15 protein-coding genes are annotated in these 16883 nt (G+C 53.2%); 8 read left to right on the top strand and 7 right to left on the bottom strand.

What is annotated here, in order from left to right; all coding sequences use genetic code 11:
- Positions 1-241: 241 nt before the first annotated feature.
- From CGL_RS00625 to panC, 3 genes are all read left to right on the top strand, one after another.
- The gene (locus tag CGL_RS00625; protein WP_011265465.1) at positions 242-1195 is read left to right on the top strand and encodes a Fic family protein; all 954 of its coding nucleotides are present in this window, start codon (positions 242-244) and stop codon (positions 1193-1195) included.
- Between the two features lie 97 nt (positions 1196-1292).
- Positions 1293-2102: a 3-methyl-2-oxobutanoate hydroxymethyltransferase gene (panB, locus tag CGL_RS00620; protein WP_011013400.1), complete on the top strand. Its 810-nt coding sequence runs from the start codon at positions 1293-1295 to the stop codon at positions 2100-2102.
- Positions 2102-2941, top strand: a complete 840-nt coding sequence (gene panC / locus CGL_RS00615; protein ID WP_011013399.1) for a pantoate--beta-alanine ligase — start codon at positions 2102-2104, stop codon at positions 2939-2941. The genes panB and panC overlap by 1 nt, the downstream gene beginning before the upstream one ends.
- Here panC and xylB read toward each other — a convergent pair.
- Entirely contained in the window at positions 2938-4320 is a 1383-nt protein-coding gene (gene xylB, locus CGL_RS00610; protein ID WP_011013398.1) for a xylulokinase, read from the bottom strand. The two genes, panC and xylB, sit on opposite strands and share 4 nt — an antisense overlap.
- 1 nt (position 4321) lies before the next feature.
- On the bottom strand, positions 4322-5170 hold the full coding sequence (locus tag CGL_RS00605; protein WP_011013397.1) for a DeoR/GlpR family DNA-binding transcription regulator: 849 nt from the start codon (positions 5168-5170) through the stop codon (positions 4322-4324).
- A gap of 279 nt (positions 5171-5449) precedes the next feature.
- On the opposite strand from CGL_RS00605, the gene CGL_RS00600 reads away from it, so the two are divergent.
- The 3 genes from CGL_RS00600 to CGL_RS00590 are packed head-to-tail and all read left to right on the top strand — an operon-like array spanning position 5450 to position 8881.
- A complete protein-coding gene (locus tag CGL_RS00600; RefSeq protein ID WP_003857230.1) occupies positions 5450-6787 on the top strand; it encodes an RbtT/DalT/CsbX family MFS transporter in 1338 nt (445 codons plus the stop codon).
- 44 nt (positions 6788-6831) lie between these two features.
- Positions 6832-8343 carry a mannitol dehydrogenase family protein gene (locus CGL_RS00595; RefSeq protein WP_011013396.1) on the top strand — a complete coding sequence of 504 codons (1512 nt, stop codon included), beginning with the start codon at positions 6832-6834 and terminating at the stop codon, positions 8341-8343.
- Positions 8344-8368: 25 nt separating this feature from the next.
- The gene (locus CGL_RS00590; RefSeq protein WP_011013395.1) at positions 8369-8881 is read left to right on the top strand and encodes a SixA phosphatase family protein; all 513 of its coding nucleotides are present in this window, start codon (positions 8369-8371) and stop codon (positions 8879-8881) included.
- Here CGL_RS00590 and CGL_RS00585 read toward each other — a convergent pair.
- Positions 8878-9270, bottom strand: a complete 393-nt coding sequence (locus CGL_RS00585; protein ID WP_003863690.1) for a VOC family protein — start codon at positions 9268-9270, stop codon at positions 8878-8880. The two genes, CGL_RS00590 and CGL_RS00585, sit on opposite strands and share 4 nt — an antisense overlap.
- 431 nt (positions 9271-9701) lie before the next feature.
- Between CGL_RS00585 and CGL_RS00580 the strand changes: the two genes are divergently transcribed.
- Positions 9702-10484, top strand: coding sequence for a DeoR/GlpR family DNA-binding transcription regulator (locus CGL_RS00580; protein ID WP_011013394.1), 783 nt, complete (start codon positions 9702-9704; stop codon positions 10482-10484).
- Between the two features lie 249 nt (positions 10485-10733).
- Entirely contained in the window at positions 10734-12746 is a 2013-nt protein-coding gene (locus tag CGL_RS00575) for an ATP-binding protein (RefSeq protein ID WP_227747737.1), read from the top strand.
- A gap of 278 nt (positions 12747-13024) precedes the next feature.
- Here the strand turns inward: CGL_RS00575 and CGL_RS00570 are convergent, their stop codons facing one another.
- The 4 genes from CGL_RS00570 to CGL_RS00555 all read right to left on the bottom strand — a co-directional run bounded on the left by CGL_RS00570 (position 13025) and on the right by CGL_RS00555 (position 16821).
- Complete coding sequence (locus CGL_RS00570; RefSeq protein WP_003857246.1) at positions 13025-13342, bottom strand: DUF202 domain-containing protein; 318 nt, start codon at positions 13340-13342, stop codon at positions 13025-13027.
- 2 nt (positions 13343-13344) lie between these two features.
- Complete coding sequence (locus CGL_RS00565; RefSeq protein ID WP_003857248.1) at positions 13345-13713, bottom strand: YidH family protein; 369 nt, start codon at positions 13711-13713, stop codon at positions 13345-13347.
- Positions 13714-13809: 96 nt separating this feature from the next.
- Positions 13810-15198 (bottom strand): M20 family metallopeptidase, encoded by a 1389-nt coding sequence (locus tag CGL_RS00560; RefSeq protein ID WP_011013392.1) that lies wholly within the window; start codon positions 15196-15198, stop codon positions 13810-13812.
- Positions 15199-15204: 6 nt separating this feature from the next.
- Complete coding sequence (locus CGL_RS00555) at positions 15205-16821, bottom strand: AbgT family transporter (protein WP_011013391.1); 1617 nt, start codon at positions 16819-16821, stop codon at positions 15205-15207.
- Between the last annotated feature and the right edge of the window lie 62 nt (positions 16822-16883).

The raw sequence follows: 16883 nt of genomic DNA, 5'->3' as shown, positions 1-16883 counted from the left end.
GGATCACTAAGCTCTACATCAATCCGCAGCAGAGACGCTATATCAAAGTCGATTCAATTCCGAAGCAGCACTTAAATGGGAATTTAAGGTTAAAAATAACCCACTGTTTTGTCTTATTACCCCGGAAGTTTATCGACTAACCGAAAGAAGCCATAATTTAGAGAGGACAATTCTCTACTATTGGTCAAGGCTCCCACCCGGTGTCATTCGACATTATTACCGCTCACTCACAATCGATGAAGTGATTTCAACAAATGAGATTGAAAATATTCACTCAACTCGTCGGGATATTGAAATAGCGCTTGATGAATCTTCCACTAGTGAGCCAAAGAGATTTTCGGAAATTTCACACCTTTACCTCGCACTTGCCGAAGGTAAAATATCCTTTCCGGAAAGCCCAAGTGAACTTCGAGAACTCTATGACCATTTAATGCACGGCGAGCTAGGTAAAGAAAATGAATTAGATGGTGAGATTTTCCGCCAAGGACCCGTGGAAATCCGCGATAGTCGGCAAAAAGTGATTCATTCAGGTTTTTCTCCAGAATCACAGATCATCGAAGGAATCAACGCAATTATTAAGCTGGCGCACTCAGAAGAGGAATCCAACCTTGTTGGCATCATGATGTCACACTTCATGTTTGAATCAATTCACCCGTTTTATGATGGAAACGGAAGAACTGGGCGCTACCTTCTCGGGATACAATTAAGCAAAATTCTCTCCCCTGCTACAGCACTGACAATGTCTTCGGCAATTAATCAATTTCGAAACAAGTACTACAAAGCGTTTCATGCCGTAGAACACCGATTAAATCGCGGAGACGGAACACCGTTTGTTATTTCCATGCTTGAGCTGTTAATTGCAGCGCAAGAAGGTCTCATTGAGAATATAAAACAAAGAATCGACTTTTTGGCAAGCCTTGAGGACGCCATTAAAACGCTTCGGGGTACCAATTCCTTTAAGAACCATCAGATCAATCTGTTGTACATTCTCGGCCAGATTCAGCTTTTCGGTAAGGACGAAACACTTTCACTTGAATCGGCAGCAAAGTTTCTTAAAGTTTCTAAGGCAACTGCAACGAGGTATTTTAGAACTCTCCGAGAAATGGAATTAGTTCACGAGGTCAGCAAACGCCCTTTGCGGTTTGCGCTCACGGATAAAGGTCGTGAGATAGTAGGTCTTGAGGTAAAAATTTGACTCCATAACGAGAACTTAATCGAGCAACACCCCTGAACAGTGAATCAAATCGGAATTTATTTATTCTGAGCTGGTCATCACATCTATACTCATGCCCATGTCAGGCATTGATGCAAAGAAAATCCGCACCCGTCATTTCCGCGAAGCTAAAGTAAACGGCCAGAAAGTTTCGGTTCTCACCAGCTATGATGCGCTTTCGGCGCGCATTTTTGATGAGGCTGGCGTCGATATGCTCCTTGTTGGTGATTCCGCTGCCAACGTTGTGCTGGGTCGCGATACCACCTTGTCGATCACCTTGGATGAGATGATTGTGCTGGCCAAGGCGGTGACGATCGCTACGAAGCGTGCGCTTGTGGTGGTTGATCTGCCGTTTGGTACCTATGAGGTGAGCCCAAATCAGGCGGTGGAGTCCGCGATCCGGGTCATGCGTGAAACGGGTGCGGCTGCGGTGAAGATCGAGGGTGGCGTGGAGATCGCGCAGACGATTCGACGCATTGTTGATGCTGGAATTCCGGTTGTCGGCCACATCGGGTACACCCCGCAGTCCGAGCATTCCTTGGGCGGCCACGTGGTTCAGGGTCGTGGCGCGAGTTCTGGAAAGCTCATCGCCGATGCCCGCGCGTTGGAGCAGGCGGGTGCGTTTGCGGTTGTGTTGGAGATGGTTCCAGCAGAGGCAGCGCGCGAGGTTACCGAGGATCTTTCCATCACCACTATCGGAATCGGTGCCGGCAATGGCACAGATGGGCAGGTTTTGGTGTGGCAGGATGCCTTCGGCCTCAACCGCGGCAAGAAGCCACGCTTCGTCCGCGAGTACGCCACCTTGGGCGATTCCTTGCACGACGCCGCGCAGGCCTACATCGCCGATATCCACGCGGGTACCTTCCCAGGCGAAGCGGAGTCCTTTTAATGCAGGTAGCAACCACAAAGCAGGCGCTTATCGACGCCCTCCTCCACCACAAATCCGTCGGGCTCGTCCCCACCATGGGTGCGCTACACAGCGGACACGCCTCGTTGGTTAAAGCAGCACGCGCTGAAAACGACACTGTTGTAGCCAGTATTTTTGTCAATCCCCTGCAGTTTGAAGCACTCGGTGATTGCGATGATTACCGCAACTATCCCCGCCAACTCGACGCCGATTTAGCACTGCTTGAAGAGGCAGGTGTGGATATTGTGTTCGCACCCGATGTGGAGGAAATGTACCCCGGTGGCTTGCCACTAGTGTGGGCGCGCACCGGTTCCATCGGAACAAAATTGGAGGGTGCCAGCAGGCCTGGCCATTTCGATGGTGTGGCTACCGTGGTGGCGAAGCTGTTCAATTTGGTGCGCCCTGATCGTGCATATTTTGGACAAAAAGATGCTCAGCAGGTTGCGGTGATTCGGCGATTGGTTGCCGATCTAGACATTCCCGTGGAGATTCGTCCCGTTCCGATTATTCGTGGCGCCGATGGCTTAGCCGAATCCAGCCGCAATCAACGTCTTTCTGCGGATCAGCGAGCGCAAGCTCTGGTGCTGCCGCAGGTGTTGAGTGGGTTGCAGCGTCGAAAAGCAGCTGGTGAAGCGCTAGATATCCAAGGTGCGCGCGACACCTTGGCCAGCGCCGACGGCGTGCGCTTGGATCACCTGGAAATTGTCGATCCAGCCACCCTCGAACCATTAGAAATCGACGGCCTGCTCACCCAACCAGCGTTGGTGGTCGGCGCGATTTTCGTGGGGCCGGTGCGGTTGATCGACAATATCGAGCTCTAGTACCAACCCTGCGTTGCAGCACGCAGCTTCGCATAACGCGTGCTCAGCTCAGTGTTTTTAGGTGCGCGGTGCGGATCGGAACCGGGAGTTGGCCACTGCGGTGGCGTGGCCTCACCCGACAGCGCCCATGCCGCCTGACGAGCTGCACCCAACGCCACATATTCAGCGGGTTCTGGAACCACAATCTCATGGCCGAAAATCTCAGGGGCAATCTCACGAACCGCCTGTGAACGCGCGCCGCCACCGATGAGCTGGATGCGCTGAACGGGCACTCCCGTGGCCTCAACCAGCGCCGTTACAGCATCATCCAATGCCAACAACAAGCCTTCAACAGTTGCTCGGGCAAAGTCCTCGCGGGTCGTTGCACAGTTTAGTCCAGCCAAAACGCCACGTGCTGCGGGACGATTCGGCGTACGCTCGCCCTCCAAATAAGGCTGGAGCGTCACGCCACCTGAACCGGGTTGAGCAGCCAGTGCAAGCGCATCGAACTCTTCCCATTCCACGCCCAGAATGCGGCGGCCGAATTCCAACACCGGTGCGCCATTAAGCGTGCAGGCCAGCGGGAAATACGCACCCGTGGCATCGGCGAAACCAGTGACCAAACCAGATGGATCGTGGACGCTATGTTGAACGGTCATGCCGGCAACGCCAGAGGTGCCGATCGACACGCTGACATCACCAGGCTGCAAATCAAGGCCAAGCGCAGCCGCAGCATTATCTCCCGTGCCTGCAGCAACTTTCACTCCACCTGGAGTTGTTCCCGCAATCGCATTTGGGGCCAGGAGTTCAGGAAGTTCCACCTCATGGCCCAGCGCCAAGGCAGCTAGATCGGTGCGCCACGCACGATCACGCGTGCTGTAGTAGCCCGTTCCAGAAGCATCACCATGGTCGGTGACTTTGCGTCCGCGTCCCATCAAATGCCAGGTGAGGAAATCATGAGGCAACATCACCGACGCCGTGCGCGCTGCATTTTCTGGTTCATGATCACGCATCCACCGCATTTTGGTGGCAGTTAAAGAAGCAACATACACACTTCCCGTGGCATCTACCGCAGCCTGATCGCCGCCGATCTCCTCATTGAGATCCAACGCAGCCTGGGCAGAACGAGTGTCATTCCATAACAACGCCGGGCGAACGATTTCATCGTTTTCATCCAACGCCACCATGCCGTGCTGCTGGCCTGCAATAGATACAGCGTCCGCGCGTTCTAACAACCCCTCGGTAGCTTGATCCAGCGCAGCGATCCACGCACGTGGATCTACCTCCGACCCGCTCGGGTGACTCGCGCGGCCTTCGTCGATAACCTGGCCGGTGGCGGCGTCGACAAGCAAAGCCTTGCAGGATTGGGTGGAACTATCGATTCCAAGAACCAAAGCCATCTTAAAAATCCTCTTCCGTTGGGGTATCCAAAATTTCATCACCATTGTGGTCAATCACATGGATCTGCGCGCGCGAATTACGCAAAAGATCCCGCTGCTCACGGGTGCACTGCTGATCAATGATGATGTGGTCAAACTCCTCAATCGAAGCAACCTTGAACACACCAGCCGAACCAAATTTACTAGAATCCACCACCAACACACGCACGCTACCAATCCCAATCAACGCCCGCTTCGTATCAGCAGCCTCCATATCAGGATGAAACAGCGCCGGAACCTCCCCCGTAGCGCGCACCGCAGTCGTAGAAACAAAAGAAATATCCGCCGACAGCTCATTCAACTGCGCTGAAGTTGCCTTGCCCAAGAAAGAATCAGTCTCCGCGAAATACAATCCCGCACACGCAATCAAACGGATATCGCTCATCCCGGCGCGCACACGATGATCCGCCATTGTCTTCAAAGAATGCGTAATCAACGCCGATGGTGACCGCTGCGGCAACTTCTCAACCAAAGACTCCAACGTGGTGGAATCATCAATCGCCACCACAGCGCCCTCCGGAATCAACCGTGCTGCTGCAGTACACAACGCCTCTTTAACAGTGCGATGCAAATGCCGACGCTGCTCCACTGCCAACTCACTCATCGACGGCGACACCGAACGCGCGCCACCCCTAATGCGCTCCACCAAATTGTCTGCAGCCAGCGCCTCCAAATCACGGTGAATGGTCATTGCGCTGACCTCAAAAAGCTCAGCTAATGCTTCAACACGAGCGAATCCATGACGGGTGACATAAGAAACGATGCGCTCACGACGCTTTTCTTGTGAGCTGGCGGGAATCACTTGGGACATGTGAAAAAGTTACCACGGAAATGTTGTTAGATCCAGCACTTTCTAACATTTTTATGTTAGGTCTTGCTTTTTTATAACATGATGGCGTTAGATTGTTGTTAGTTTCACGTGATTCGCACCACGAACTAATCGGAATTGTGAGTTCAGCGCTGAAGCTAAGCCAGATTTTGTTGAATCTAACACGGATTTAACGTGACGGTTTCTCAGTGTTTTTAGCTTCTGGCTTTTGGCTTCTGATGCTTTAGCGCTGGACTCAACATTTAAAACAAAGGTGAACACATGTCAGTACAGCAAAGCGGGTTGCTCGAACGTCTCGGCATTCCCCGACCCTTGATTTTCGGATTTATCGGCCTCACCATCTTCATGATCGGTGACGGTGTCGAAACCAACATTTTGGAACCTTTCCTCAGTTCCGAACATGGTTTCAGCGTTTCCCTCGCGGGAACCCTGGTGACTGTTTACGGTGTTGCCGTGGCGATCGCAGCATTCTTCGCGGCGGCACTTTCGGACCTGTGGGGTCCACGAAAAGTGATGATCCTCGGTGCTTCAATCTGGATCGTCTTTGAGCTGATCTTCCTCACCGTGGCACTGACCACCGACCATACTTGGTTGATCTTCCTTGCTTATGGTCTCCGCGGCTTTGGTTATCCATTCTTCGCCTACGGATTCTTGGTGTGGATCACCGCAACTGCCTCACCTAAGCAATTGGGTACCGGTGTGGGTTGGTTCTACGTTGCCTTCTCTGCAGGTCTTCCTACCTTGGGTGCGCTGGTTGCCACCATTTCCATGCAGTACGTGAACTTGACCTTCTATGAAACGTTGTGGGTTTCCCTCGTGCTGGTGGTCATCGGATCGCTCATCGCACTGCTGGGAGTGAAGGAACGTCGCGGACGCCACCCACTGGTTGCCAACCCCGACGATGTGAAGCAAACACTTGGCCAGGGCTTCAAACTTCTGCGCAATGATCGACGTGCACGTTTTGTCACCTACATCCGCACCATCAACTCCATTCCGACCTACGCGATGGCTGTGTTCTTCCCATCATTTTTCACTGACGATCTGAAGTGGCAGCTAAGCTGGTTCCTCATCCTCACCACTGTAATTTACGCAGTCAACCTGCCGTTCAATCCTTTCTTCGGTAGCTTCGGCGACCGCCACGGTTGGGCACGAACTGTGTTCTGGGGCGGATCAATCGGTGGCGCAGTCACCCTCGCGTTGGTTTACTTCATTCCGATGTTCGGCGTTCAGGCTGGCATGTCCAACGGTGTCGTTTTCGGAATCACCATCGCAGCCGGCGCACTCTTTGGTGTGTCCCTCGCGGGCTTCGTGCCACTTTCCGCAATCGCTGTCTCCCTTGATCCCAAGCACCCCGGCGCAGCGATGGCCACATACAACCTCGGCGTTGGTGGCGCTGTAGCTGTGGGACCGCTCCTGGTTGCAGTCTTCCACCCACTGATTGGTCCAACCGGATTGATCCTGGTCATGATCGCCCTCTACCTGCTCTCCGGTTGGATGACTCTTCAACTTCGCGGCACCCAACCAGGATTCGACGGAGTGCCAGCACTTGCTGAAGACGCCCACATCGAAGACCTTGCAGATGTAAACGCAAACGCCTAACTGTTTTTCGAGCTAAACCCATCCTTGAAAGGATCTTTTCCACCATGAACACCCCACTCCAGCTCAACACTGAAAACCTGCAGGAAATCGCTTCGACTTCCGGAGTGCAGATCCCAGCGTTCAACCGCGCTGACGTCGCCCCGGGCATTGTCCACTTCGGTGTTGGCGGATTCCATCGCGCTCACCAAGCGATGTACCTCAATGAATTGATGAATGAGGGCAAGGCCTTGGATTGGGGCATCATCGGCATGGGTGTCATGCCTTCCGATGTGCGCATGCGCGATGCCCTGGCCAGCCAAGATCACCTTTATACCCTGACCACTAAAGCTCCTGATGGAACTCTTGATCAAAAAATCATCGGATCCATCATTGACTACGTGTTCGCTCCCGAGGACCCAGCACGGGCCGTTGCAACCCTCGCGCAGGACTCCATCCGCATTGTTTCCCTCACGGTGACTGAAGGCGGATACAACATCGATCCGGCGACAGAAGATTTCGACCACACCAACCCTCGAATCGTTGCTGACCGCGAAGCCCTGCAGGCGGGCGATACTTCCACTTTGCAGACCTTCTTTGGGTTGATCACTGCCGCATTGATTTCCCGAAAAGAATCAGGATCTACGCCATTTACCATCATGAGCTGCGATAACATCCAAGGCAACGGCGATCTGGCTAAGCGTTTCTTCCTCGCCTTCGCACATTCCGTGTCTTCTGAGCTCGGCGAATGGGTGGAAAACAACGTGGCCTTCCCCAACTCCATGGTGGACCGCATCACCCCTGAAACCACCGACGGCGACCGCGATGACATCAAGGAAATCGGCTACATCGATGCGTGGCCAGTGGTTTCTGAAGATTTCACCCAATGGGTCCTCGAGGATGCCTTCACCCAGGGCCGCCCCGCGTACGAGGAGGTTGGCGTGCAGGTCGTCTCCGACGTGGAGCCTTATGAATTAATGAAGCTGCGCCTGCTCAACGCCTCCCACCAGGGACTTTGCTACTTCGGCCACTTGGCTGGCCACCACATGGTCCACGACGTCATGGCGGATACCCGCTTCCAGGATTTCCTCCTGGCTTACATGGAGCGCGAAGCCACCCCTACCCTCAAGGAACTTCCAGGTGTCGATCTAGATGCTTATCGACGCCAACTCATCGCGCGATTCGGCAACGCCGCAGTCAAAGACACCGTACCGCGCCTGTGTGCGGAATCCTCCGACCGCATTCCAAAGTGGCTGTTGCCAGTCGTACGCGAAAACCTCGCAGCAGGCCGCGACGTCACACTTTCTGCAGCCATCGTCGCATCCTGGGCGCGCTACGCAGAAGGCACCGACGAGCAGGGCAACCCAATAAAGATTGTTGACCGTTTGAGTGAGCGCGTCCAAGAAAACGCATCAGGAAATCGCACCGATATTTTGTCATTCATCCGCGACCGTGGAATCTTCGGAGACTTGGTCGATGCTGAACCATTCACCAAGGCATACTCCGAGACACTGTCCTCCCTTCATGACCGTGGCGCGGAAGCAACCATCGATGCACTTCTTACGCAGGTAACTGTCTAAATCCGTTGCGCGCTAGGGTTGAGGCATGTCTCCCACACATCGCCTCGTCATCCTTAGACACGCCAAATCTTCCTGGTCCACCGGAGTACTCGACCATAAACGCCCACTTAATCAACGTGGGCTTCGCGATGGCGTGGCAGCTGGCCAATGGCTAGCTGGCAACATCGGCGAAATTGATCATGTGCTGTGTTCAGATGCCACCCGCACACAATTAACGTGGGAACGCGTCCAGCTTGGTGGCGCAACCGCCAAAGGCTCTAGCTTCCACAATGACATCTATGAAAACCAAGTGTCTGAATTTAAACATTTAATAACAGGGCTCCCAGATGTAGTTGGTACCGCCCTACTCATCGGGCACTGGCCAGGCGTGGAAGAACTAGCCCATTATTTTGGCATCCGCGATGAACATCCCGGTTGGGATCAGATGGAAGAAAAGTTTCCCACCAGCGCCATTGCGGTGTTGGAATTTAACACCCCTTGGTCAAAACTTGAGAGAAACTCTGCTCGGTTGACAGATTTTGTCATTCCACGGGGTTAGTTCTGCTTCAATTGAACAATCTGAATTAGGTTTCCTACGGTGTCATCGAGAATGGCAATCACTGAAGGGCCCACATCGGTTGGTTCCATGATGAAATCCACGCCTTTATCCTTGAGGCTGTCATATTCTTCCTGCACATCATCAACATAAAACTGTGTAGCGGGAATACCGTCTCGTTTAATTCCAGCTTGGTAAGTCGCTGCATCTGGGTGCTGGTTTGGTTCCAACAAAAGCTGCACACCATCTGGGTTTTCTGGATCAACAACAGTCAACCAGCGGTAGTCACCAGCAGTTACATCGTGTTTGAGCTCAAATCCGAGCTTCGTGGTGTAGAAATCGAGTGCTTTGGCCTGGTCATCAACAAATACGCTTGTGATTTCAATTCGCATGGTCGCCAGAATAGTTCCGAAAGAAACATTGTGCAGAGAGCACCAACGCATCTTTTATGTTCGGAAGTTCGGTGTTATCGACACCAAAGTGGCGTTTTTATCTCTCCAAAAACTGGCCAGTTATCTTCAGGCCGGTGCGTTGAAACCACTCCCACCTCAGGGCCCACCGTTTATCCGACTGACTGGTAGGAACCACTTTCCCACTGGTAACTGTGCTGGTCACCATCGACTTCTGAATGCCTTCTTGGTTGTTCATAGGCCACAGTGTAAATGATTATTCGGTCACTAAAAATGATCATTTAAACCCCTATACGGCGGGGTATTCCCACTTGTCCCGTGACCCCAGAATTTGCACGAAAAGGCATTTTAACCAGTGTTCATTCGGTTAGGTCAGGGTTGACATTCTTTAGGAATTAGCGAATTCTGATCACATGGAGCGCGAACAACGACACAAAGTGATCATGCGAACGATCGACCGCCCCGGAATCACACGCATTGATGCTCTTACTGAACTAACTGGGGTTTCCGCGGTGACCATTCACCGGGATCTCGTCGAGCTAGAGCAAGCAGGTTTCCTCGCCCGCACCCACGGTGGAGCGAAACGTGTGCCCAAACGCGGTACTCCCCAACCGTTTGCCGTGCGCCAGGCTGAGGACCGAGAGGCCAAACGCATTTTGGCCCAGGCCACCGCCCAACTAATCGCTGATGATGAAGCAGTAATTTTCGACAACGGCACCACCTGCCAGGCAGTGGCCCAAGAGTTGGCGGGGCGTCCCATCACGGCATTGTGTCTGTCTCTACATTCGGCGGTCGCCCTGGGAAGCCGAGCTGGCACCAACGTTTTCATCCCCGGCGGCCCCGTGGAAAACGACTCACTCGCCTTATCTGGCCCGGCTGTGATCACCGCGTTACGAGATTTCTCCGCCGATGTCGTGATCCTCGGTTCCTGCTCTACATCACTGGAGCACGGGTTGGCCACCACTACCTACGACGATGCGGAAAACAAGCGCGCAGCCATCCATGCTGCCACCCGACGAATCCTTGTGGTGTCCGCCCGTAAACTCAACCACGTTTCCACTTTCCGTTTCGCAGACGTCGCGGACTTACACCAGCTGGTCACAACCTCCGATGCGCCACGGGAGATTCTCGCCGAGATCCGGGATCTCGGCGTGCAGGTTATTACTGTTCCCGCCCCTGACGAGCAACGAAGTTAACTCTTCATGGTTGCTGAGCAGTTCTAAACATCCCCAAAAGGCCTGCCCAAGTGAAAGGATTGTTAAAAAAATTTCTCCAACTCGGGGCAGACCCTAACAGGCTGCATCAATAATCAGGCACTTCTAGGCTACTTCTTAAATTTAGAGGCACTGGGCCCACGCTAGGCTCTGACACTGCGGGAAACCATCACGTCACACGACCAACCATTGCTAAAAGTCCTGGCCAGAAAACTCTCTATACTGTGCAGCATGGCACCAACGATCACCGACATCCATGTTCTGCTTCGTCGCGGTGAGCGACAATCAGTGATCATGACCCTCACTGCCTCTTCCTTGGAGGCCGGGAAAATGTCTTTTAGTGGCGGGTATATCGTGGGCGAGACGATGATCTTCCTCGTCGATCCCGATGAAGTCGAGATACGACGCAGCCCTAACAGCCTCCACGTCCTGCGTAACGGTAGCGATATTCTGCGCCGCAACGAGCATCATTGCTGGGTATTTGAGAATTTCAATAAACCCATTGACCCACCTGTTCGATTGGGTCCTCGGGATATCATCTGCCCGAGCGCCTTGGCCTGGGTTCTTCAACAGCATTCCATCTCCCGGTCCTTATCCCACCACCTTCACGCGGATAAGATCACTGCGGGAGAGATTGCTGGACGCCCCACCTGGATCCTCCGTGAGGAACCTACTTCAGGAGGGCAGGACCCAAGTCGATTGGTCAGTCTTGAAATCGACCAGGAACACGGTGTCATCCTTGCAGTGGAGACTGGACAAGAACGACTCGAAGCCACGGAGATTTCTTTTCCTGACACTCTTCCTAATCCTTCCTGGGACGGAGCCTGGGAACCATTCCATTATCCAGATTCGACACCACACACTGCCCCTGATGTTGCTGAAATACCCGGTTACATTCAGTCACTGCCGCCGCAGTCTGAAGATCCTCGCAGACTACGAGTCTTCGTCAATGAGATAGCACTCGAAGGTGATTTCCCTGACTACCGTCAAGGACAATCTGTGCGACTTACTTTGGGAATTAGCTCCTCCCCTGTGCCACTCGAAGGAATGACAACCAGACGCCGGGGCCGGGTACGCAACCTTGGGGAAGAAGCTAGTCCAGGCGATGACGGTATGCCCCAGTGGCCAATCCTGCTCACTGGTGATGGGTGGACGGCGCTGGCCTACACTCCCATCCCAAAACGTGGAGATGCAGAGATCCAGGGGTGGTTTTATTATTCCGCCTACGGAATTGTTGATGTTCCCACAGATCTACGGGTAGAGCGTATTTTCGCTGGTATCGGCACAAGTGGCACCAACGAGCGTTTGTGGCAGGAGATAGACAATACTTCTTCGGCTTATCACTCGGAAGATTGGTGGATCCGCGATGTCGTTTTAGACGTCACGTTGGATGGAGCTGTTCCGCCTCCGCTTAGACGTGACGTCTTCACTGCTGTCGATCCTATTGTGGCGGGTGACAAATTGTGGCTGTGTGACGTGCACTTTCCGGTAGCCCGCTGCTGGGAGACCACGACCGGCCGATACTTGGGGCAGACTTTAGTCCCAGCACCACTGCGAGATCGATCGTACGTCCTTGAGCTGCACAGCGACCAACAATTAGGAGCCGTAGCGGCAAGTGGGAAGAGTGGTTGGATTCTCACACCTGGTCAAGCAGTAGCCACTAAAGCTCCTGATTGGACTCCTCCCACCCGGGCAACCGATCTGCCTCAGGTCCCCTCCCCCTGGGAGATCGTCGCTGTCCGTGGCCAAGGTCTGTTTGAGCTGCAGGTGGAAACTAGTAGACGCACCGCCCTCGGTCGAGTTAATGCGACCGGTGGCGTCGACATCGGTGAACTCCCGCCCAACGGCTATACCATCAGTTCTGTGGTTCAGATCGGTGATGAATACATCGTGGGCAGGTGGGTAGAGGAATACCGGCTCAACTCCAAACTGGAGGTCATTTCTACCAAAGAGCTAGATATCTCCGCATCCGGATGGAAGAGCAAGGGGACGGTTGCTTATCTGTCGGAAGACACTCACATATGTTTCTTCGACCAGGTCAGCGGGGCCGAGCTTCCCAGCCTGGGTATCGCCGAGGGACACCAGGGCGAGGTTATGTCAGCAACTTCTTCAGAGAGCATCGTGCTTATCTACCGGCGCAACCCGAACAATTCAATGTCGATTGTCCCGACTTCCGTTGCCACCTATGACAATGGCACCTGGACGACTATGCCGCTACAGGAAGCTCCAGCGGAACTGTCCTAAACTGCTCATAGACTGCTGAGGGCTTAAAACTAGACCCAAACTGACGCAGCAAAAACCCCTCACCGGGTTTAGGTGTAACCCGGTGAGGGGTTTCTTCTGACTGGAGGACAATGGGCTCATTGCTCATCCAATACGCTAGCAAGAATCGCGACACCAACCAGAAGCCTTACCAACCCAATCCCTTGGGCGTTAGTTGCCATAATCGCATCAATATCGCAAAGAAGAAACCCCTCATTACAAAAGTTATAGACCTGTTACTACTTTGCAACACAAACGTTTTAATCAATGAAGACGAATACAATTCCAGCGGCCCCGAACGCCAAAAGTGTCACCGTTAAAGAAACAACCCCAACTATATTAGGTGGCAATTTATTATCCGCAAGCCCGATAGCCTGACGTTCATAACGAACCCGCTGCGTAAACAAGATGAAAATCGCCATTCCGCTGAGAATCACCACCGGCAGCAGTGCAAAAATCCCATAGAAATTAGTCCACCTCAGCAAAATTGCCGAACACACAGCCAAGGACACCGTCGTACGATTCCATGCCAACACAGTCCGTTCAGGCTGCAAACCTGGATCCTCATGAATGCGCATAGCTACTGAACAATAATCAGAACCAAGACAGCCGCAGAGGCCACCAAAGCCGCAATAGACAGAAACGGAATAATCGCAGGTACGGGAAGTGGCTTCTGTTTACGCATTGCACGCTCCACATTCATCCACCTCACCGCAGCACCAGCGGCAATGATCATGCCAACCGCAATGATAAAAACCGCGATTGTTGTACGGACAGTATCCGATAGTCCACTGATCTGGAACGCCTCAAAAGCAATACCACCGGCAAGAAACGCCAAAGACGTACGCGTCCATGCTAGAAACGTGCGCTCATTGGCCAAAGTGAAACGTGGATCTGGTTCTTCACCGTCCGGGAAAACGCTGCGCGCAAACCGGCTTCGTTCATCCACAACAATCTCCCTACCCTGAATAAAATCTAAAACAGTTCCCAAGGATAGTCCGCAATTGTTAGTGCCACACGTTCTTGAAGGTTTCGGAGTCGTTGCCTAAGCCAAATAGTCCCCTACTTTAAGTACGTCGCCGGAGTTGGTGAACTCGAGGGTCGCGTCGATAAGCATTTGCGGATCTGCAAGCGCGTCAACGGCGACTTGCGCCAGCCCGATTGCGGCGTCGACGGCTGCGTCGATGGCCTCTTCCGTGCGCGCATAAGCGGCGAATTCCTTGGTGTGGAGCGCAACGTTTTCCGGAGAAATTTTCACCATCGGATGAATGCCCGGAACCAGGTGCGAGACATTGCCAAAATCAGTCGATGCTGCCAGAGTGTCGGGCAAAATACCCTCCGAAAGCGCCGTTCGACCACGCAGATTCTGCGTTTTTGCCCAACGCCGCGCCAACACATGATTGTTGCGCACGGGCAAGCTAGCTGGGTGCACATCCCATTGCTTTTCGACGCCAACCCCCGCCATCAAGGCCGCCCCATCGAGCACATCATCCACGCGTTTCGATATGTCTTTGAGTGCTTCCGGCAACAAAGAACGCACGTACAGCGACATCGTTGCAGTGTCTGGAATGATGCTTGGCCGGTTTCCGCCTTCCGTAATAATGGCGTGAAGGCGGTCGCTCGGTGGCATTTGCTGACGCAAAACTCCGAAGCCCTGGTACGCCAAACTTGCAGCGTCGAGGGCATTTTTACCCATGAAAGGCTGCGAAGACGCGTGTGCAGAGACACCGTGGAACGTCGCCGTCATGGTACGTCTGCCCACCCAAACATGCTCCGCCAGATCGAAGCCAAAGGGGTGCATCATAATCGACGCATCAATGCCATCGAATGCGCCATTTCGGATCATGTATTCCTTGCCGGAATGCCCCTCCTCAGCAGGTGTTCCCAACAGCACGATCCGGCCTTCAAAGTCGAGGTGATCCACGCCTTTCACTTCGGCAGTTTTGATCATGTTGGTGACAGCTAAAAATGCGCCAACACCAGCTGCTGCGATGATATTGTGCCCGCATGCATGGCCGATCTCTGGAAGGGCATCGTATTCCGCCAAGATCGCAATGCTTGGGTGCTGCGCTGGATCATAACCAGGGGTTTCAAAACTAGTTTCTAGAGCGGTTTTAACACCATAAACTCCACTCTGAACCTCAAAACCATGATTTTGCAGAAGTTTTGTGATTTCCTCGGTGGCGAACACCTCCTCGAACGCTTCTTCCGGATGGTCGTGCAGCGTGAAAGCCAGTGTGCGCAGTTCATCACGCAACGACTCCCCTGCTTCCTGGATCAGGCGCCAAATAACCTGCTGGCCTGGATAATCCGGGCTCTCCCCCTTCGTGCTGGCGTTAGATTCTGCCTCCGCTTTGCGCGCGGCAATCCCTTGCTCCATGTAATCCAAATACACAGTCGACGGAACTTGTGGAGAAAAATTGTCAGTACTCATGAAAACTTATCCTTCGAGGAAGATCGCAGAGCCAGGTCCAAGCGGCAAATCGGCGTAGAACCAAATTGCCAACAATGTAGCCCAGGCTAGCCAGAAAGGGATCACAAATGGGATAAGCCTTGACATCAAGGTGCCTAAACCTGCATCCGGTTCGTATCGACGGAGCAAACCGAGGATCACAATCATGTACGGATTCAGCGGTGTGATCACCTGAGTTGCCGAGTCACCCACGCGGAATGCTGCCTGAATGAATGATGGTTCATAGCCAAGCAGAGCGAACATCGGGACGAACACCGCAGCCATCAGCGTCCACATCGCAGAGCCGGAAATAATCAGCAGGTTCAAACATGACGCCAAAATAATAAATGCAATGATCGCAGGGAATCCGGTAAGCCCGATCGCTTCCAATCCCGCAGCACCCTGAACAGCAGTCCAGGTACCGATGCCCGTCCAGTTAAACAGCGCCACAAACTGTCCCAAAATGAAGGCCAAAACCAAGAAACCAATCATGTCCTTGATTGCTTCGCCCATCATGTTCACGACATCATCCATGTTCTTGATCGTGCCCACCACCATGCCGTAGGCCAGGCCCATCACCATGAAAAACAAAAATACAATAAACACCACAGAGCTCAGCAGTGGCGAGGTAGGCAAGAATCCACCATCCTCATTTCTCCATGGGGATCCCGGAATCAGCACCACAACCAGCACGATGATGGCCGTCGCCAGGGTGGTCCACATGGAAATTGTCAGCGCGCGGTTTTCCTGTGCGGTTAGGGTTGCAGAGATTTCCTCATCATCTGCTGCGCTGGTGGGTTCAATGCTTTCTGCATACTCCGTAGCGATTTTCTGACGCCACATCCGAGGTTCCAGCACCTTATCAATGAGGAAACCACATAACAGACCCAACACAATCGAGGATGCAATATTGAAGTAATAGTTAGAAACCGGATTGACTTCAGTTGTCGCAATGCCTGGAAGTGTCTCCATCACGGCGTTGGTAATTCCCGCAAAAAGTGCATCAAGGCTGGTGGGCACAATCGCTGTGGAATATCCTGCACCCACAGCTGCAAACGAACCCAATAGCCCAGCCACAGGGTGCCGACCAGCAGCTTTAAACACCATCGCGGCCAAAGGTGGCACCACCACGAAGGCAGCGTCCGCCATGATCGACGCGGTCACGCCAATCACACCGACTGCATATGGCAAAACGATCTTTTTCGCCGAACCAAAAAGTTTCCTAATCAGCGCAGCCAACATGCCGGAACGTTCAGCAACACCCACTGCCAACAGAATTGGCAACACGGTGAGCAACGGCGGGAACCCGATGTAGTTTGCCCCGAGATTCGTAGTCAACCAGGTTAGGCCTTCACCGGTGAACAGGCCTTTTACAAATAGTTCCTCATCAGAGCCTGGAACAATCACGGATACGTTCATCCACGCCATGATCGATGAAGCCAGCGCCGTGATCAGGAAAAGTATCAAGAAAAGCGTAAATGGTGTGGGCAGCTTGTTTCCAAGTGTTTCCACACCATTGAGAAATTTATCGCTCCATTTACTGAGCTTGCTCGTCGGTGCGTCTGGCTGTTGTCTTTCTGAGGTTTTTGAGGTTGTTGAGCTCATTTCTCAGACCTTTGCAGTCATGCGGAAAACCTCGGTCCGGTTTTCCGGCGATGCCAGCCAGA

The organism is Corynebacterium glutamicum ATCC 13032, from assembly GCF_000011325.1.
In the GTDB taxonomy this organism is placed as follows: Bacteria; Actinomycetota; Actinomycetes; order Mycobacteriales; family Mycobacteriaceae; genus Corynebacterium; species Corynebacterium glutamicum.
The sequence above is the reverse complement of the archived record's forward strand: the minus strand, read 5'-3'. Positions and strand labels throughout refer to the sequence as shown.

Bases quoted from the DNA above. Each gene is read 5' to 3' on its own strand.
- CGL_RS00605 (WP_011013397.1), bottom strand. From the start codon at position 5,170: ATGTCCCAAGTGATTCCCGCCAGCTCACAAGAAAAGCGTCGTGAGCGC.
- CGL_RS00570 (WP_003857246.1), bottom strand. From the start codon at position 13,342: ATGCGCATTCATGAGGATCCAGGTTTGCAGCCTGAACGGACTGTGTTG.
- CGL_RS00560 (WP_011013392.1), bottom strand. From the start codon at position 15,198: ATGAGTACTGACAATTTTTCTCCACAAGTTCCGTCGACTGTGTATTTG.
- CGL_RS00590 (WP_011013395.1), top strand. From the start codon at position 8,369: ATGTCTCCCACACATCGCCTCGTCATCCTTAGACACGCCAAATCTTCC.
- CGL_RS00580 (WP_011013394.1), top strand. From the start codon at position 9,702: ATGGAGCGCGAACAACGACACAAAGTGATCATGCGAACGATCGACCGC.
- CGL_RS00555 (WP_011013391.1), bottom strand. From the start codon at position 16,821: ATGAGCTCAACAACCTCAAAAACCTCAGAAAGACAACAGCCAGACGCA.
- CGL_RS00600 (WP_003857230.1), top strand. From the start codon at position 5,450: ATGTCAGTACAGCAAAGCGGGTTGCTCGAACGTCTCGGCATTCCCCGA.
- CGL_RS00585 (WP_003863690.1), bottom strand. From the start codon at position 9,270: ATGCGAATTGAAATCACAAGCGTATTTGTTGATGACCAGGCCAAAGCA.
- panB (WP_011013400.1), top strand. From the start codon at position 1,293: ATGTCAGGCATTGATGCAAAGAAAATCCGCACCCGTCATTTCCGCGAA.
- CGL_RS00595 (WP_011013396.1), top strand. From the start codon at position 6,832: ATGAACACCCCACTCCAGCTCAACACTGAAAACCTGCAGGAAATCGCT.
- xylB (WP_011013398.1), bottom strand. From the start codon at position 4,320: ATGGCTTTGGTTCTTGGAATCGATAGTTCCACCCAATCCTGCAAGGCT.
- CGL_RS00575 (WP_227747737.1), top strand. From the start codon at position 10,734: ATGGCACCAACGATCACCGACATCCATGTTCTGCTTCGTCGCGGTGAG.
- panC (WP_011013399.1), top strand. From the start codon at position 2,102: ATGCAGGTAGCAACCACAAAGCAGGCGCTTATCGACGCCCTCCTCCAC.